The 15,134-nt window shown below is 72.5% G+C and carries 16 protein-coding genes; 9 read left to right on the top strand and 7 right to left on the bottom strand.

Features of this window, described 5'->3' with window-relative positions; translation table 11 throughout:
* Positions 1 to 92 precede the first annotated feature (92 nt).
* The 5 genes from AAW13_RS34055 to hemC all read left to right on the top strand — a co-directional run bounded on the left by AAW13_RS34055 (position 93) and on the right by hemC (position 5,808).
* Positions 93 to 1,565, top strand: a complete 1,473-nt coding sequence (locus AAW13_RS34055) for an MFS transporter (RefSeq protein ID WP_046732551.1) — start codon at positions 93 to 95, stop codon at positions 1,563 to 1,565.
* Between the two features lie 32 nt (positions 1,566 to 1,597).
* Positions 1,598 to 2,878 carry a histidine kinase gene (locus AAW13_RS34060; protein ID WP_079179066.1) on the top strand — a complete coding sequence of 427 codons (1,281 nt, stop codon included), beginning with the start codon at positions 1,598 to 1,600 and terminating at the stop codon, positions 2,876 to 2,878.
* Entirely contained in the window at positions 2,866 to 3,510 is a 645-nt protein-coding gene (locus tag AAW13_RS34065) for a LuxR C-terminal-related transcriptional regulator (protein ID WP_046732550.1), read from the top strand. Before AAW13_RS34060 ends, AAW13_RS34065 begins: the two co-directional genes overlap by 13 nt.
* A 146-nt stretch (positions 3,511 to 3,656) precedes the next feature.
* Positions 3,657 to 4,613 (top strand): ATP-dependent DNA ligase, encoded by a 957-nt coding sequence (locus AAW13_RS34070; RefSeq protein ID WP_046732564.1) that lies wholly within the window; start codon positions 3,657 to 3,659, stop codon positions 4,611 to 4,613.
* 259 nt (positions 4,614 to 4,872) lie between these two features.
* The gene (gene hemC, locus AAW13_RS34075; protein WP_046732549.1) at positions 4,873 to 5,808 is read left to right on the top strand and encodes a hydroxymethylbilane synthase; all 936 of its coding nucleotides are present in this window, start codon (positions 4,873 to 4,875) and stop codon (positions 5,806 to 5,808) included.
* A gap of 26 nt (positions 5,809 to 5,834) precedes the next feature.
* Here the strand turns inward: hemC and AAW13_RS34080 are convergent, their stop codons facing one another.
* From AAW13_RS34080 to AAW13_RS34095, 4 genes are all read right to left on the bottom strand, one after another.
* Entirely contained in the window at positions 5,835 to 6,362 is a 528-nt protein-coding gene (locus tag AAW13_RS34080) for a hypothetical protein (RefSeq protein WP_046732548.1), read from the bottom strand.
* A gap of 193 nt (positions 6,363 to 6,555) precedes the next feature.
* Positions 6,556 to 7,410, bottom strand: a complete 855-nt coding sequence (locus tag AAW13_RS34085; RefSeq protein WP_046732547.1) for an ABC transporter permease — start codon at positions 7,408 to 7,410, stop codon at positions 6,556 to 6,558.
* Complete coding sequence (locus AAW13_RS34090) at positions 7,370 to 8,197, bottom strand: ABC transporter ATP-binding protein (protein WP_046732546.1); 828 nt, start codon at positions 8,195 to 8,197, stop codon at positions 7,370 to 7,372. Before AAW13_RS34090 ends, AAW13_RS34085 begins: the two co-directional genes overlap by 41 nt.
* Positions 8,194 to 8,649, bottom strand: a complete 456-nt coding sequence (locus AAW13_RS34095; RefSeq protein ID WP_046732563.1) for a MarR family winged helix-turn-helix transcriptional regulator — start codon at positions 8,647 to 8,649, stop codon at positions 8,194 to 8,196. The genes AAW13_RS34090 and AAW13_RS34095 overlap by 4 nt, the downstream gene beginning before the upstream one ends.
* Before the next feature lie 291 nt (positions 8,650 to 8,940).
* Here AAW13_RS34095 and AAW13_RS34100 point away from each other — a divergent pair, with 291 nt between their 5' ends.
* Positions 8,941 to 9,732 (top strand): RNA polymerase sigma factor SigF, encoded by a 792-nt coding sequence (locus AAW13_RS34100; RefSeq protein ID WP_046732545.1) that lies wholly within the window; start codon positions 8,941 to 8,943, stop codon positions 9,730 to 9,732.
* Positions 9,733 to 9,738: 6 nt separating this feature from the next.
* On the opposite strand, the gene AAW13_RS34105 is transcribed toward AAW13_RS34100, so the two are convergent.
* Entirely contained in the window at positions 9,739 to 10,056 is a 318-nt protein-coding gene (locus tag AAW13_RS34105) for an ANTAR domain-containing protein (RefSeq protein WP_046732544.1), read from the bottom strand.
* 132 nt (positions 10,057 to 10,188) lie between these two features.
* Between AAW13_RS34105 and AAW13_RS34110 the strand changes: the two genes are divergently transcribed.
* Positions 10,189 to 11,004, top strand: coding sequence for a VOC family protein (locus AAW13_RS34110; protein ID WP_046732543.1), 816 nt, complete (start codon positions 10,189 to 10,191; stop codon positions 11,002 to 11,004).
* Between the two features lie 6 nt (positions 11,005 to 11,010).
* Here AAW13_RS34110 and glgX read toward each other — a convergent pair whose 3' ends face one another.
* Positions 11,011 to 13,272: a glycogen debranching protein GlgX gene (gene glgX / locus AAW13_RS34115; RefSeq protein WP_240528809.1), complete on the bottom strand. Its 2,262-nt coding sequence runs from the start codon at positions 13,270 to 13,272 to the stop codon at positions 11,011 to 11,013.
* A gap of 23 nt (positions 13,273 to 13,295) precedes the next feature.
* Entirely contained in the window at positions 13,296 to 13,799 is a 504-nt protein-coding gene (locus AAW13_RS34120; protein WP_046732542.1) for a hypothetical protein, read from the bottom strand.
* Positions 13,800 to 14,116: 317 nt separating this feature from the next.
* Here AAW13_RS34120 and AAW13_RS34125 point away from each other — a divergent pair, with 317 nt between their 5' ends.
* The gene (locus AAW13_RS34125; RefSeq protein ID WP_046732541.1) at positions 14,117 to 14,410 is read left to right on the top strand and encodes a DUF5133 domain-containing protein; all 294 of its coding nucleotides are present in this window, start codon (positions 14,117 to 14,119) and stop codon (positions 14,408 to 14,410) included.
* 102 nt (positions 14,411 to 14,512) lie between these two features.
* A partial coding sequence (locus AAW13_RS34130; protein ID WP_143145063.1) for a maltotransferase domain-containing protein occupies positions 14,513 to 15,134 on the top strand: 622 nt, incomplete at its 3' end.

Raw genomic sequence — 15,134 nt, forward strand, 5'->3', positions numbered from 1 at the left:
GGCCGAGCCCTGCCAGTAAAGTAAGTCAAGCGACTGACTTAAATTGAGTCCCGGTCGCTTCCCGTCCTGCATGCCTACGGAGGCCTTCTCCCATGTCCGATGCCCCTGTCCGGTCAGCCGGGTCCACGAGACCGGCGCGACCGAACCCGAACGCGGTGGTGGCGGTGCTGGCCCTGGCCGGCATCACCGTCTCGCTGATGCAGACCCTGGTCATCCCGATCGTCCCCGAGCTGCCGAACTACCTGAACGCCTCCGCGTCCAACGCCGCCTGGGCGGTGACGGCGACCCTGCTGGCCGCCGCCGTGGCGACCCCGGTGGCCGGCCGGATCGGCGACATGTTCGGCAAGCGGCTGATGCTGCTGATCAGCCTGGTGCTGCTGGTGGCCGGCTCGGTGGTGTGCGCGCTGAGCGACACGCTGGTCCCGATGATCGTCGGCCGTACCCTCCAGGGCCTCGCGGCCGCCGTGGTGCCCCTCGGCATCAGCATCATGCGCGACGAACTGCCGCCGGAGCGCCTCGCCGGTTCGACGGCGCTGATGAGCGCCTCCCTGGGTGTCGGCGGTGCGCTGGGTTTGCCGACCGCGGCCTTCATCGCGGACCACTACGACTGGCACGTCCTGTTCTGGACCTCGGCCGCCCTCGGCGTCGTCGCCTTCGCCCTGGTCATGCTGCTGGTGCCGGAGTCCAGGGTGCGCTCGGGCGGCCGCTTCGACGCGGTCGGCGCCGTCGGCCTCGCGGTCGGACTGGTCTCGCTGCTGCTCGCGGTGTCCAAGGGCGCAGACTGGGGCTGGGCGAGCGGCACCACGCTCGGCCTGTTCGCCCTCGCGGTGGTCGTGCTCGTCGCCTGGGGCTTCTTCGAACTGCGCGCCGCCCAGCCGCTGGTGGACCTGCGCACCACCGTCCGCCGCCAGGTGCTGTTCACCAACCTCGCGTCGATCGCGTTCGGCTTCTCGATGTTCGCGATGTCCCTGGTGCTGCCGCAGCTGCTCCAGCTGCCCACCCAGACGGGCTACGGCCTCGGCAGATCCATGATGACGGTCGGTCTGGTGATGGCCCCGCAGGGCCTGGTCATGATGGCCTTCGCCCCGGTCTCGGCCGCCATCACCAAGGCGCGGGGACCGAAGATCACCCTCATGACCGGCGCGGTGATCGTCGCCGCCGGTTACGGCCTGAACATCGTCCTGATGTCCGAGGTCTGGCACCTGATCCTGGTCTCCTGCGTCATCGGCGCCGGTGTCGGCTTCGCCTACGGCGCGATGCCCGCGCTGATCATGGGGGCGGTGCCGGCGTCGGAGACGGCCGCCGCGAACAGCCTCAACACGCTGATGCGGTCCATCGGCACCTCGGTGGCCAGCGCGGTGGCCGGGGTGATCCTGGCCCAGCTGACCATCAGCCTGGGCGGCCACACCCTCCCGTCCGAGAACGGCTTCAAGGTGGTCATGGCGATCGGCGCGGGCGCGGCCGTCCTCGCCTTCGTCCTCGCCGCCTTCCTGCCCGGCCGCCGTCCGGCGGACGCCGAGCCCGACCCGGCGGCCGCCGAGCTCTCGGCCGAGCCGGTGGGCTGAGCGGCCTCGTGCGGCGTTCCCCGGACTTCCCGGTGCGGCGGCCCGTACCCCCGGCGGGCGGCCCGCCCGCCGGGTTCGTCCCGGTCGTACGGCAGGCGGGACGAGCCACCGGCCGGCTCGTCCTGGCCGCCGCGACGGCCTTCGGGTCGTACCTCTTCATCACCGTGCTGCTGCTCACCGCGGTCGGCACGGTCGCGGTGGTGGGTGCCTTCCTGCTGCCGGAGACCGTGCTGCTGGTCCGGCGGATCGCCGGGGCCAAGCGGCGGCAGACGGCCGTGTGGACCGGCCGGGAGATCCCGGAGGTCTACCTGCCGCTCACCGGAACCGTCCGGGAACGGGTGCGGACGGCCCTGCGGGACCCGGGGACCCGCACCGACTTCCGCTGGATGGCGGCCTGTTACCTGTACGGCTGGCTGCCCGTGCTGATGGTTCCGCTGTGGCCGGCCGGGCTGGTCGTGGACGGGGTGTGGTGCGGCCTGCTGCGGCGTCGCGCGGTCGTGCTGCCGCTGATCGGCCGGCTGGCCGACCTGGACGCGGCCTGGTCCACCGCTCTGCTCAGGCCGTCCCCGAAGGCCCGCCTCACCGAGCGGGTCGAGGAACTGACCCAGACCCGGGCCGGCGCGATCGCCGCGCACGCCGCCGAACTGCGCCGCATCGAACGCGACCTGCACGACGGCACCCAGGCCCGGCTGGTCTCCCTGTCGATGCGGATCGGCCTGGCGAAACGGGCCTGCGACCGTGATCCCGGGTCCGTGCGCCGGCTGCTGTCCGAGGCGCAGGACCTGGCCGAGGAGGCACTGACCGAGCTGCGGCACGTGGTGCGCGGGGTCCATCCGCCGATCCTGACCGACCGGGGGCTGGTGGGCGCCGTGCGGGCGCTGGCCGCCAGCAGCGCGCTGGAGGTGGCCGTGCGGGTGGACGGTCTCGCCGACGCCGCGCGGGCGCCGGCCGCCGTGGAGGCCGCGGCCTACTTCGTGGTGGCCGAGTCGCTGACCAACTCGGCCAAGCACAGCGGGGCACCCACGGCCGAGGTACGGCTGACCCGGGTACCGCGCGGGCTGCGGGTACGGGTGCGCGACGAGGGACGGGGCGGCGCCGACGAGCGGGGCACGGGCGGGACCGAACCGGGGGCACCCCTGGTCTCCGGGGACCCGGGCGGGGTCTGCGCGGGCGCGCGCCGGGGCTCCGTGGGGGTGGGTACCGGGCTGCCCGGGATGCGCAGGCGGGTCGCGGCGCTGGACGGGACGACCACGGTGAGCAGCCCCGTCGGGGGCCCGACCGTGATCGAGGTGGAGCTGCCGTGCGTGTGGTGATCGCCGAGGACAACGCCCTGCTCCGGGAGGGCCTGGTGCTGCTGCTGACTTCGGCGGGTCACGAGGTCGCCGCGGTCGCGGGCAGCGGTCCCGAGGTCCTGCCGGCCCTGCTCGGGCACCGGCCCGACGTCGCCGTACTGGATGTGCGGATGCCTCCGGGCTTCCGCGACGAGGGCCTGCGGGCCGCCCTGGAGGCGCGTCGGCGGCTGCCCGGACTGCCGGTGCTGGTGCTCTCGCAGTACGTCGAGGAGTCGTACGCCGCCGAGTTGCTGGGCGGCGGGGCGAGCGGGGTGGGCTACCTGCTGAAGGACCGGGTGGGCCGGGTGGACGAGTTCCTCGACGCGCTGGAGCGGGTCGCGGCCGGCGGTACCGCACTGGACCCGGAGGTGGTGACGGAACTGATGACACACCGCAGGGACTCCCCGCTGGACTCGCTGACCCCGCGCGAACGCGAGGTGCTGAAGCTGATGGCCGAGGGGCACGACAACACCACCATCGGCCGCACGCTCGTCATCACCGAACGCTCGGTCAGCAAGCACATCGGCAACGTCTTCCTGAAGCTGGGCCTGCCGCCGAGCGACAGCGGGCACCGCCGTGTACTGGCGGTGCTGGCCTACCTGCGCCACCGCTGACCGCGCGCCGGAACCGGGCAGGCGAGGCCTGTTCGGGGGGACCGGGCGGCCGAGGCCTGTTCGGGGGAAAGGGTGCGGCGCGGCGCGTGCGGCGGGCGTGGCCGGTCCACACCTTCTGCGTGACCGCACTGCCGCTGATCCCGCCGATGCTCGCCACTCCCGGCAGGCTGCCGCCCGCCGCGCAGGACGCCCGGTGGGCGTACGAGACCAAGCAGGACGGCCAGCGCACGGTCGTCTACCTCCCAGGCGACGGCACCCTGCGGCTGCGGGCCCGCTCCGGCGAGGACATCACCGCCGCCTACCCCGAACTCCAGCCCCTCGGCGGGGAGCTGGGCCGGCTCCCGGCGGTCCTGGACGGTGAGGTGCTGGCCCTGGACGACCACGGGCGCGCGGACTTCCAGCTGCTCCAGAGCCGCATGGGCCTCGCCCACGCCCCGGCCCGGGCGGCCCGGATGGCGGCCCGGGTCCCGGTCCACCTGGTCCTGTTCGACGTACTCCACCTGGAGCAGCCGCTGCTCACCGTGCGGTACGCGGACCGGCGGGCCCGGCTGGAGGCCCTGGCCCTGGACGGGCCGTACTGGTCGACGCCGGGCGCCGTGGTCGGGCACGGCGCCGAGGCGTTGCGGGCCACCCGGGAGCACGGACTCGAGGGCGTGGTGTGCAAGCGGCTGGACTCGGTGTACGAGCCGGGGGTGCGGTCCCGGGCCTGGATCAAGATCCGGAACATGCGCGCCGAGGACGTACTGGTCGGCGGCTGGCTGCCGGGCAAGGGGCGGTTGACCGGCCTGCCGGGCGCGGTGCTGGTGGGCCAGCGGTCCGCCGACGGACGGCTGCGGTACGTCGGCGGGGTGGGCACCGGCTGGAGCGGCCCGGAACGCGCCGAACTGGCCGCGCTGCTGCGGGCCGCCGCGACGGACACCTGCCCCTTCGACCCGGTGCCCCCGGTCCGTGACGCCCACTGGGTGCTGCCCCGCCTGGTCGGCGAGGTCAGCTACAGCACCCGTACCCGGGCCGGGCTGCTGCGCCAGCCGTCCTGGCTGCGGCTGCGTCCGGACCTCGCCCCGGAGGAATCGGCGGCGGACCTGCCGGAGAACCTGCCCTGACCGTGCCGGGACCGGCCGGAGAACCTGCCCTGACCCTACGCGGCGACGGCCGGAGGACCTGGCCCCGAGCGGCGACGACCGGAGAACCCGGCCTGAACCCGCGCGGCGACGACCGGAGAACCCGGCCTGAACCCGCGCGGCGGCGACCGGAGAACCCGGCCTGGCCCCGCGCGGCGACGGCCTCGGAGGCAGTTGCGCCGGCCCGGCGGCCGACAGGATGTCGGAATCCGCGGAGGGCTCCTGGGTCTATCGTGTCCCCATGGCCGTGCCCGAGTTGATCCGCATCGTCTCCCGCGACTCGCCGATGGCGCTCGCTCAGGTCGCTCGCGTGCGGGCCGAGTTGGCCGTCCTGCATCCGGGGGTGCGCACCGAGGTCGTACCGGTGAGAACGACCGGTGACAAGTGGCTCGGCGACCTCTCCCAGGTGGAGGGGAAGGGCGCGTTCACCAAGGAGGTGGACGCCGCGCTGCTGGCCGGCACGGCCGACCTCGCCGTGCACTGTGTGAAGGACGTGCCCGCGGACCGCCCGCTGCCCGCCGGGACGGTGTTCGCCGCGTTCCTGAAGCGGGACGACATCCGCGACGCCCTGGTCCACCCGGGCGGGCTGACGCTGGACCAGCTGCCGCCGGGCACCCGGATCGGCACCTCCTCGGTCCGCCGGGTGGCCCAACTGGCGGCAACCCACCCGCATCTGGAGTGCGTGCCGTTCCGGGGCAACGCCAACCGGCGGCTGGAGAAGCTCGCCGCCGGCGAGGCGGACGCGCTGCTGCTCGCGGCGGCGGGCCTGGAGCGGATCGGCCGTACCGACGTGGTGACCGAGGTGCTGGACCTGGAGACGATGATGCCGCCCATCGGCGCGGGCATCCTCGCCCTCCAGTGCCGTGAGGGCGACAGCGACCTGATCGACGTGGTGAGCGACCTCGGTGATCCGGCCACCCACCGGGAGGCCACCGCCGAGCGGATGTTCCTGCATGTGCTCCAGGGCCACTGCAACAGCCCGATCGCCGGCTGTGCCCGCGTCGACCACGCCGGTGAACTGTCGCTGCGCGCCTGTGTGTTCACCCCTGACGGCAAGACCCGGCTGAACGCCCACGAATGGGCGGGCCGCCTCGACCCGGCGACCCTCGGCACCTCGGTCGCCGTCGCCCTCCTGCGCCAGGGCGCCCGCGAACTCATCGACGGCATCCCGCACTGACGCGGGGAGGGCGGGCCTGACGCGGGTCAGGCGGAGGGGCCGGGTTCCGTCTGGTCCTTGAGGAAGGTGCTGACCTGGTGGGCCAGGCTGCCGGGGCCGGCGGCCTGGCAGGGCGTGGCGGCGGTCGACTCCAGCACGCCGATGCCGCCCGCCCACAGCCGGCGTTCGGTCCACTCCTCGTCGACGCGCAGCTGGATCTGGATGTCCACCTGGGCCAGCGCGCTCTCGGGCGCGGCCGCGTAGAGGACGGCGGTGGCGCGGCGCAGCGGGTACACGTCGAAGCCCTCGATGAACTGGGAGTTGCGCCAGTCGATGAACGCGCCCTCCCCGTCGGACCCCACCCGGACATCGATCTGACCGTCCTCCAGCTGGACGCTGAAGTGGCCGGAGCCGCGGTTCTCGATGGTGACGCGGGCACTGAAGTACGTCAGCCCGGCCGCGGCGTCGTCCCGGCCGCGCGGCGGCTCGGCCGCCTCCAGGCGGTGGACGCGGACCCGCAGACCGGCATGCTCGTCGTACTCGTGCCAGTCCCCGACCACGTTCGGCTCGTACACAGTGCCCCTCTCGACCCACGCTGTCTATCTGTGCGCTCAGCGCACTGTCAAATGAGCAGAATGCGCTGTGGCCAGGGGGTTCGCCCGCTTTGATCGCTGATCAAGCGTTGCGCAGCGGATATCCCGCCCCGGGTGTCCGGGCGGGAGCCGGGCGCGTGCCGCACATCACGTCGGCGTCCCGCCCGCCCCAAGATCAGCGGGCCAGGCGGCCGAGCAGCGAGGAGGCCGCGGCGACACCGAGGGCGGCGGCCACCGCGAGCACCCCGAAGTCGAGGCCGAGATGCGCGGGTGTGCCGAGCAGCAGCCCCCGGAGGGCGTCGACCTGGTAGCTGAGCGGATTGATCTTGCTGACCACCTGGAGCCAGCCCGGCATGATCGCCACCGGGTAGAGGGCGTTGGACCCGAAGAACAGGGGCATGGTGATGGCCTGCCCGATGCCCATCAGACGGTCGCGGCTGAGGACGATGCCCGCGATGCTCATCGACAGGCAGGAGAAGAACGCGGAGGCGAGGACGACGGCCAGCCCGACCCCGAGCAGCTTCAGCGGGTTCCAGGTGAGCGAGACTCCGAGGATCGCGGCGATGACGATCACCACGACGGCCTGGATCAGGGACTTCACCCCGGCCGCGAAGGCCTTGCCGGTGATCAGCGCCGAGCGTGGGGTCGGGGTGACGAGCAGCTTGTTGAGGATGCCCGCGTCGCGTTCCCAGATGATCTGGATGCCGTAGAAGATGGCGATGAACATCGCGGACTGGGCGATGATGCCGGGTGCCAGGTAGTCGATGTAGGGGATGCCGCCGGTGGGTATCGCCCGGATCCGGGTGAAGGTCTGGCCGAAGATCAGCAGCCAGAGGGCCGGCTGGATCGCCCGGGTGTAGAGCTCGGTGCGGTCGTGGCGCAGCTTCTGGAGTTCGACGGCGCACATGGCGACGATCCGGGCGGGCAGCAGCCGCCAGCCGGAGCGCGGCTGGGGCGGGGTGAGCAGCAGGGACGCCGCTGCCGTGCGCTCAGCCGACGCGCTTCGCGGTGCGGCGGGTGCTTCGGACATCGCGGAAACCTCCTGACTGGTCGTCGAGGCCGCTGCCGGCCACGTCGCGGAAGACGTCTTCGAGCGTGGGCAGGGTGTCGGTGCCCCGGCGTTCGGCGAGGCCCTGCCGCAGTTCGGCGGGGGTGCCGAGGGCGCGGATCCGGCCGCGGTGCATCAGGCCGACGCGGCCGCAGTGCTGGTCGGCCTCGTCCATGTAGTGGGTGGTGACCAGGACGGTCATGCCGGTGGCGGCGCGTACGGCGTTGATCTGGTCCCAGACGCCGGTGCGGGCGATCGGGTCGAGTCCGATGGTCGGCTCGTCGAGGATCAGCAGCCTCGGCGCGCTCACCAGGGCCTGGGCCAGTTCGAGGCGGCGGACCATACCGCCCGAGTAGGTGCCGGCGAGCCGGTCGGCGGCGTCGGCGAGGTCGACGGCGGCCAGCGCCTCGGCGACCCGTTCGGCCCGTTCGCGCCGGGGGACGTCGAAGACGCGGGCGAACAGGGCGACGTTCTCGCGTCCGGTGAGTCCGCTGTCGGCGGACAGCTGCTGCGGGACGTAGCCGAGCAGTCGGCGTACGGCCATCCGCTCCCGGCCGGTGTCGTGGCCGAAGACGCTGACCATCCCGGCGGGGACGGGGAGCAGAGTGGTGATGCAGCGGATGGCGGTGGTCTTGCCGGCGCCGTTGGGGCCCAGCAGTCCGAAGACCTCGCCCTCGCCGACGGTCAGGTCGAGCCCGTCCACGGCCCTGGTGTCCCCGAACGAGTAGGCCAGCCTGGTGCAGGCGACCGCGGGGGTGTCCGGCGTCATGATTCCTCGGCCTCCTCGTGCAGGGTGACGGCGAGTCTGCGCAGTGCGGGAAGCGCGGCTTCCAGCAGGTGCTGGTCGGTCGTGTCGAGCCGGGAGACGTGACCGGCGACGAGTTCCGCCCGGCGCCGCCGCCAGTCCGTGAGGCGCTGCGCGGCGGCCTCGGTCAGCCGCAGCCGGGCGGCCCGCCGGTCGGCCGGGTCGGTCTCCCGTACCAGGTAGCCGTCCTTGACGAGCTGGTTGACCAGCGTCGACACCGAGTTGCTCGCCAGGTAGAGCTCCTTGGCCGCGTCCGAGATGCCGATGCCCGGCCGGGACTCGACGAGCCGCAGCAGTTCCACCTCGGCGCCGCGCAGCCGGGGCAGCGCGAGCCCGCGGCGCAGTCGGCGGCGGATCAGCCGCTGGATGCCGACGAGCGCGTCGGCCAGCTCTTCCGGAAGGGATTCGGATTCCAGGGATTCCACGTTCGAAGATTACCTCTGCTACAGAGGTATCTCCTCCCAAGGAACGGTCAAGCCCGGCGCGCGACGCGGGTTGCGGCACGAACCTCTCCCGGTGAGACCAATCTCACCTTTTCTGGGCATCTGTTTTGCTTTACCCCATTCGGGGCATTCGCAGCTATGTGCTTCGGATCGGAGGCACGTGCGTGGGAGCCGGTGTTCCGCCGGCCGCCCCCTGGCCTCCCAGGGTCCGAGCGCGTTCCTCCCACGGTCCACATTGGCACCTCGCTGAGGGAGGTGCGCGCGATGCGTACCACCAGCCTCGCCAAGCCTCATCCGCATGACGACTCACCCGACACCGCCGCCGACTTCGCGCGGCTCGCCGAACTGCCCGAGGGACCGCAGCGCCGGGTGCTGCGGGACGAACTGGTCGAGCTCTGGCTGCCCATGGCCGAGCGGATCGCGGTGCGGTTCCGTGGCCGCGGGGAGGCCCTGGAGGACCTCTACCAGGTCGCCGCGCTGGGACTGGTGAAGGCCGTCGACCACTACGACCCGGAGCGCGGCCGGGCCTTCGAGGCGTACGCGGTGCCGACGATCACCGGGGAGATCAAGCGGCACTTCCGCGACCACATGTGGAGCCTGCACGTGCCCCGCCGGGTCCAGGAGCTGCGCAACCGGGTCCGGGTCGCCCTCAAGGAACTGGGGCAGACCACCGCGGGCCGCACGCCCACCGTCGCCGAGATCGCCGAGCGGGCCCAGCTCACCGAGAGCGAGGTGCGGGCCGGCATGGAGGCGCTGGAGTGCTTCTCCGCGCTGTCGCTGGACGCCGAGGTGCCCGGCGGCGACGGCTACGTCCTGGGCGACACCCTGGGCTGCCCGGATCCCGGCTACGACCTGGTCGACGAGCGCACCGCGGCGGAACCCTGCCTCCAGGGCCTGCCCGAGCGCGACCGGCTCATCCTCTACCTGCGGTACTTCCGCGGGATGACGCAGAGCAGGATCGCCGAGCAGCTGGGCATCTCGCAGATGCACGTCTCCCGCCTGCTCACGGCCTGCTTCGACCGGCTGCGCGAGGAACTGCTGGCCGAGGGCGCCTGAGCCGGCTCACCCGGCGGGCGGTGCGCCGGGGATCTGGGTCGGGCCGTACCGTTCCAGGGCGTCGGCCAGCTCTGCGCGGATCTCGGGAGGCATGTCACCCGAGCGGCCCCAGACGAGGATCAGGTCCGCGACGTTGCGCAGCTTGATGTTGGTGTGCTGGGAGACCTCCTTGAGCACCGCCCAGCCCTCGTCGGGCGAGACCCGGCCGAGCGCGACCACCATCCCGATGGCCTGGTCCACCACGGCGTGGGAGGCGATCGCCTCCTTCAGCTGGTCGACCTCCTCCTGGAGGTGCAGGATCCGCTCCGGCTCGCTCTCGCTCACCCACCCATCGTCGTCATCCGACTGGCCGAGCGCCAGTGGGGTACTCGGCAGGCGTTCCTCCCGCTTCCGGTTGGAGACTGGTGTTCAGACCGGTTTCCCCCGGCCGGTCCCGACCACCAGGACGCGAGTGCCATGAACCACGACATGTCTGCCCCCGGCCCGGCGCACAGGAAGCGGGACGTCCTCTCCACGCACTCGGTGTTCGGCGCTCCCTGCTGGGTGAGCCTGACCAGCCGCGACCTCCAGACCACGGAGGACTTCTACGGCGCCGTGCTCGGCTGGCGATGGCGCAGCGTCCGGCTCGGCGACCACTTCCGGATCGCCCTGGCGGACGGGGTGCCGGTGGCGGGCATCGCCGCGGTCGCCGCGATGTGGCAGATGGCGGTGGCCTGGACGCCGTACTTCGCCGTGCCCGACGCGGACGAGGCGGTGGCCCGGGCCCGGGAGCGCGGCGGCACGCCGGCGGTCGGTCCGCTGTCCTTCCCGCCGGGCCGGGCCGCGCTGATCGCCGACCGGGACGGCGCCGTCTTCGGCATCTGGGAGGGGGAGCTGGTCTCCAACTGGGAGACCTGGCGGCGGGCCGCCCCCACCTTCATCCGCCTGCACACCCGTAACGCGTTCGACTCGGCGATCTTCTACGGCGAGGTCCTCGGCTGGGCCTCCGACCGGCCGGGCTGCTGCGAGGTGGAGTACGAGGCCGGCGAGGTGGTGCTGCGCAGCCGGGGCGACGCGGTGGCCCGTATCGACTCGGGGGCGGTGGAGGCGGCGCCTGATCCGTCGGTGCGGCCGCACTGGCAGGTGCACTTCGCGGTCGCGGACGTCGGCGAGTGCGCGCGGGCGGCCGAGAAGCACGGCGGCAGCGTCCTGCGGGAGCTGGACACGGAGGCGGTCCTGCGTGACCCGGACGGGGCGCAGTTCACCGTGACGGTCCGCCCGCTGCTCCCCTGACGCCCCTCAGCCCCCGCGGTTCCGCGCGCCCCGGCCGCCCCGCACGTCCGCGCCGCCTGTGCCTTTCCTGCTGGTCCTGCTGCTCCTGCCGTTCCTGCTGCCGTTGCCGTCCCTGCCGTCCCAGCCGTCCTTGCCGTCCTTGGCGTCCTTGGCGTCCTTTGCGCGGGAGGGCCGGGACAGCAGGACCAGACTGCGGGCCTCGACGCGCAGCCTGGTACCGGCCTTGCGTTCGCGTTCGTCGGGGATGCCCTCGGGGTCGGCGGTGTCGATGAGGGTCGTCCAGCGCTCGCCGTAGGACTCGTCGGGCAGCCGGAAGTCGGCCGGTTCCCAGTGGCCGTTGAGGAGCAGCAGGAACGAGTCGTCGACCAGGCGCCGCCCGTAGGGGTCGCGTTCGGCGATGGCGTCGCCGTTGAGGAAGACCCCGAGCGTGTGCGCGTCGGGGCGCTGCCAGTCCCGGTCGGTCATCTCGCGGGCGTCGGGCAGCAGCCACACCAGGTCCGGCAGCGGCTGCCCGGGGTGCACGGCGGTCTCGCCCCGGAAGAAGCGGCGGCGCCGCAGTACCGGGTGGGCGGCGCGCAGGGCGATGACGTACCGGGTGAAGTCGGTGAGGGTGCGCTGTTCCCCGGTCAGGTCCCAGTCGGTCCAGGAGACCTCGTTGTCCTGGCAGTAGGCGTTGTTGTTGCCGCGCTGGGTACGGCCGAGTTCGTCGCCGTGACTGAGCATCGGGATGCCCTGCGAGAGCAGCAGGGTGGCGAGGAGGTTGCGCTGCTGGCGGCCCCGCAGTTCGAGGACGGCGGGGTCGGTGGTCTCGCCCTCGGCACCGCAGTTCCAGGACCGGTTGTGGCTCTCGCCGTCCCGGTTGCCCTCGCCGTTGGCCTGGTTGTGCTTGTCGTTGTACGACACCAGGTCGCGCAGGGTGAAACCGTCGTGCGCGGTGACGAAGTTGACGCTCGCCCGCGGCCTGCGCCTGCTGTGCTGGTAGAGGTCGGAGGAGCCGGTGAGCCGGGAGGCGAACTCGCCGAGCGAACCGGGTTCCGCCCGCCAGAAGTCCCGTACGGCGTCCCGGTAGCGGCCGTTCCACTCGGACCACAGCGGCGGGAAGTTGCCGACCTGGTAGCCGCCCTCCCCCACGTCCCAGGGTTCGGCGATGAGCTTGACCCGGCTGATCACCGGGTCCTGCTGGATCAGGTCGAAGAACGCCGAGAGCCGGTCCACCTCGTGGAACTGCCGTGCCAGGGTGGCCGCCAGATCGAACCGGAAGCCGTCCACGTGCATCTCGGTCACCCAGTACCGCAGCGAGTCCATGATCAGCTGGAGTACGTAGGGATGCCGCATCAGCAGGCTGTTCCCGGTGCCGGTGGTGTCGTAGTAGTGCGCCCAGTCGCCGTCGACCAGCCGGTAGTAGGAGGCGTTGTCGATGCCCCGGAAGGACAGCGTGGGGCCCATCTCGTTGCCCTCGGCGGTGTGGTTGTAGACCACGTCGAGGATCACTTCGAGGCCGGCCGCGTGCAGCGCCTTCACCATCGCCTTGAACTCGTTGACCTGCTGGCCCCGGCTGCCGAACGCGGCGTAGGCGTTGTGCGGGGCGAAGAAGCCGATGGTGTTGTAGCCCCAGTAGTTGGACAGGCCCCGGTCCTGGAGGACGCCGTCCTGCACGAACTGGTGGACCGGCATCAGCTCGACCGCGGTGACGCCGAGCGAGGTCAGGTGCTCGATGACCGCCGGGTGGGCGAGACCGGCGTAGGTGCCCCTGAGGCGTTCGGGCACCTCCGGATGGGTGGCGGTGAGGCCGCGGACATGAGCCTCGTAGATCACCGAGTCGGAGTACGTCCGCCGGGGCGGACGGTCGTCGCCCCAGTCGAAGTAGGGATCGGTGACCACCCCGAGCATGGAGTGCCCGGCACTGTCGGCCGGGGACGGCCCGCCGGGCGTGCGCTCGTACAGGGAGGCGTGGTTGTCGATCTGGCCGTCGACCGCCCTGGCGTACGGGTCCAGGAGCAGCTTCGCCGGATTGCAGCGGTGGCCGACGCCCGGGTCCCAGGGCCCGGTCACCCGGTAGCCGTAGCGCTGGCCGGGGCCGACCCCGGGCAGAAAGGCGTGCCAGACGAAGCCGTCGACCTCGGTCATCGGGACCGGGGTACGGGTGCCGGCGTCGTTCACGAGGACCAGCTCGACCCGCTCGGCGACCTCGCTGAACAGGGCGAAGTTGGTCCCCTGGCCGTCGAAGGAGGCGCCCAACGGGTAGGGGTGCCCGCTCCACACGGGCACCCCTTTCCGGGACTTGCTCGCCGTCACCGGGCGCCCTCCAGGACGCCGCCGGCGGGTTCGGCCAACTGGGCGACCGGCTGGCGGCGGGGGACATGGAGGGTCCGGCGCAGACTGGGCGCCGGCGCGGTCGGGACCAGCGGCACCCGCTCGCCGGACCGGGCGCGCTGCGAGAACCAGATGATCTTGCTGCCGGTCTCCGAGGCGCAGCAGCCCCAGCCGTCGCTGGTGGCGGCGATGTGCGCCAGACACGACCGCAGGTCCTGGTCGGGGCGCAGGTCACGGTCGTCGTCACCGATGGCGGTGATCAGGTGCTGCCCGTTCCACCACATCTCGATGGACGTGTGCTTGTCCGTCGCGTGCTGGTCGATGGCGGTCAGCAGCAGTTCGGCACCGCGGCGGACGGGCTCCACGAGGTTGTCGAGGTCCCAGTAGCGGAGATGGGCGGCCAGGATGCGGCCGACCTGTCCCACCCGTTCCTGGCTGACCTCGACGTCGAGGTGGTAGTAGCAGGGCACTGCGGTCTTCATTGTCGCTTCGCTCCTCACCGGCGCGGCTCGCGTCCCCCTCACCGTCCGGAAATCCGTTCCGGACGCACAGCGTGAGCACTGATCGCTTCTGAGTCACCATCCACATTGCGGCCGCTACGCCATTCGTGCAACACGAGAAGCGCAGGGGACGGATGAGGAGTGGTTGAAGATCCAACAAGACGATGCGTCATCATGCGTGCACCATGAGTGAAAGCCTCGATTCGCCGTAACGGCTCCGTGCCTCTCCGTGCCCGGACGCTCCCCCGAACGTCGGGGACACGTGCCCACTCGAGAGCGTCGGAAGGAAAGACACGGCCATGCTGCTACCCGCGAAGGCCGAGGTGGCCCGGCAGCTGCGACGATACCGGGCGTGGGAGCGAGTGATGCTCGCCTCGCCGCAGGACCGCGAGGTGCGGTCCACCTTCGAGGACTCGGGCTACACGCTGTGCGTGCTGATGGGCAAGCGCTGCGCCCGGGAGGCGGTGGACGCGGCCGAGCGCTATCTGCGCACCAGCCTCGTCACCTATGTGCGGGAACAGGGCGGGCGGACCCAGCTGACCGGGCGGGTCCGGCGCGGGCCGCCGTCGGACCGGCGTTCCGCGAGGCAGTGACCGCACGGACGGACCCCGCGGGAGGACACCTGTCCTCCGGCGCACTACGGATCGCGGAGCCGGGCCCCGGGCCCGGCTCCGCGCACGGCGGAGGTGAGACCCATGAAGGCCAACGAGACCATCGGCCGTGTTCCGGTGCGTGACGTCCGGCCGGCCCTGGAGTGCGGCGGGCGTCCGGCGAAGGCGGTTCCCGGCGAGACCTTCCCGGTCACCGCCACGGTGTTCCGCGAGGGCCATGACGCGGTCGGCGCCAATGTGGTGCTGTGCGATCCCGAGGGCCGCCGCGGCCCCTGGACGCCGATGCGCGAACTGGTTCCCGGCACCGACCGCTGGGGCGCCGAGGTCACCCCGGACGCGACGGGCCGCTGGACGTATCACGTGGAGGCCTGGAGCGCCCCGCTCGGCACCTGGCGGCAGCACGCCCGGGTGAAGATCCCGGCGGGCATCGACACCGGTCTGGTCCTGGAGGAGGGCGCGGAGCTCTACGAGCGCGCGGCCGCCCAGGTCCCCGAGGGGCCGGAGCGCGAGCGGGTCCTGGCGGCGGCCCGGGCCCTGGGCGACGACTCGCTCCCGCTGCACAACCGGCTGGCGAACGCGCTGGCGCCCGAGGTGGACGAGATCCTCGCGCGGTTCCCGCTGCGGGAGCTGGTGACGGCCTCGGAGCCGCTGCCGCTGCTGGTCGAGCGCGAACGCGCCCTGTTCGGCTCCTGGTACGAGTTCTTCC

The sequence above is a fragment of the Streptomyces humi genome (assembly GCF_001005085.2).
GTDB classification, from domain to species: domain Bacteria; phylum Actinomycetota; class Actinomycetes; order Streptomycetales; family Streptomycetaceae; genus Streptomyces; species Streptomyces humi.

Excerpts from the sequence above, each read along its gene's own strand:
- AAW13_RS34055 (WP_046732551.1), top strand. The coding sequence starts at position 93 with ATGTCCGATGCCCCTGTCCGGTCAGCCGGGTCCACGAGACCGGCGCGA.
- AAW13_RS34070 (WP_046732564.1), top strand. The coding sequence starts at position 3,657 with ATGCTCGCCACTCCCGGCAGGCTGCCGCCCGCCGCGCAGGACGCCCGG.
- hemC (WP_046732549.1), top strand. The coding sequence starts at position 4,873 with ATGGCCGTGCCCGAGTTGATCCGCATCGTCTCCCGCGACTCGCCGATG.
- AAW13_RS34085 (WP_046732547.1), bottom strand. The coding sequence starts at position 7,410 with ATGTCCGAAGCACCCGCCGCACCGCGAAGCGCGTCGGCTGAGCGCACG.
- AAW13_RS34090 (WP_046732546.1), bottom strand. The coding sequence starts at position 8,197 with ATGACGCCGGACACCCCCGCGGTCGCCTGCACCAGGCTGGCCTACTCG.
- AAW13_RS34100 (WP_046732545.1), top strand. The coding sequence starts at position 8,941 with ATGCGTACCACCAGCCTCGCCAAGCCTCATCCGCATGACGACTCACCC.
- AAW13_RS34110 (WP_046732543.1), top strand. The coding sequence starts at position 10,189 with ATGAACCACGACATGTCTGCCCCCGGCCCGGCGCACAGGAAGCGGGAC.
- AAW13_RS34120 (WP_046732542.1), bottom strand. The coding sequence starts at position 13,799 with ATGAAGACCGCAGTGCCCTGCTACTACCACCTCGACGTCGAGGTCAGC.
- AAW13_RS34125 (WP_046732541.1), top strand. The coding sequence starts at position 14,117 with ATGCTGCTACCCGCGAAGGCCGAGGTGGCCCGGCAGCTGCGACGATAC.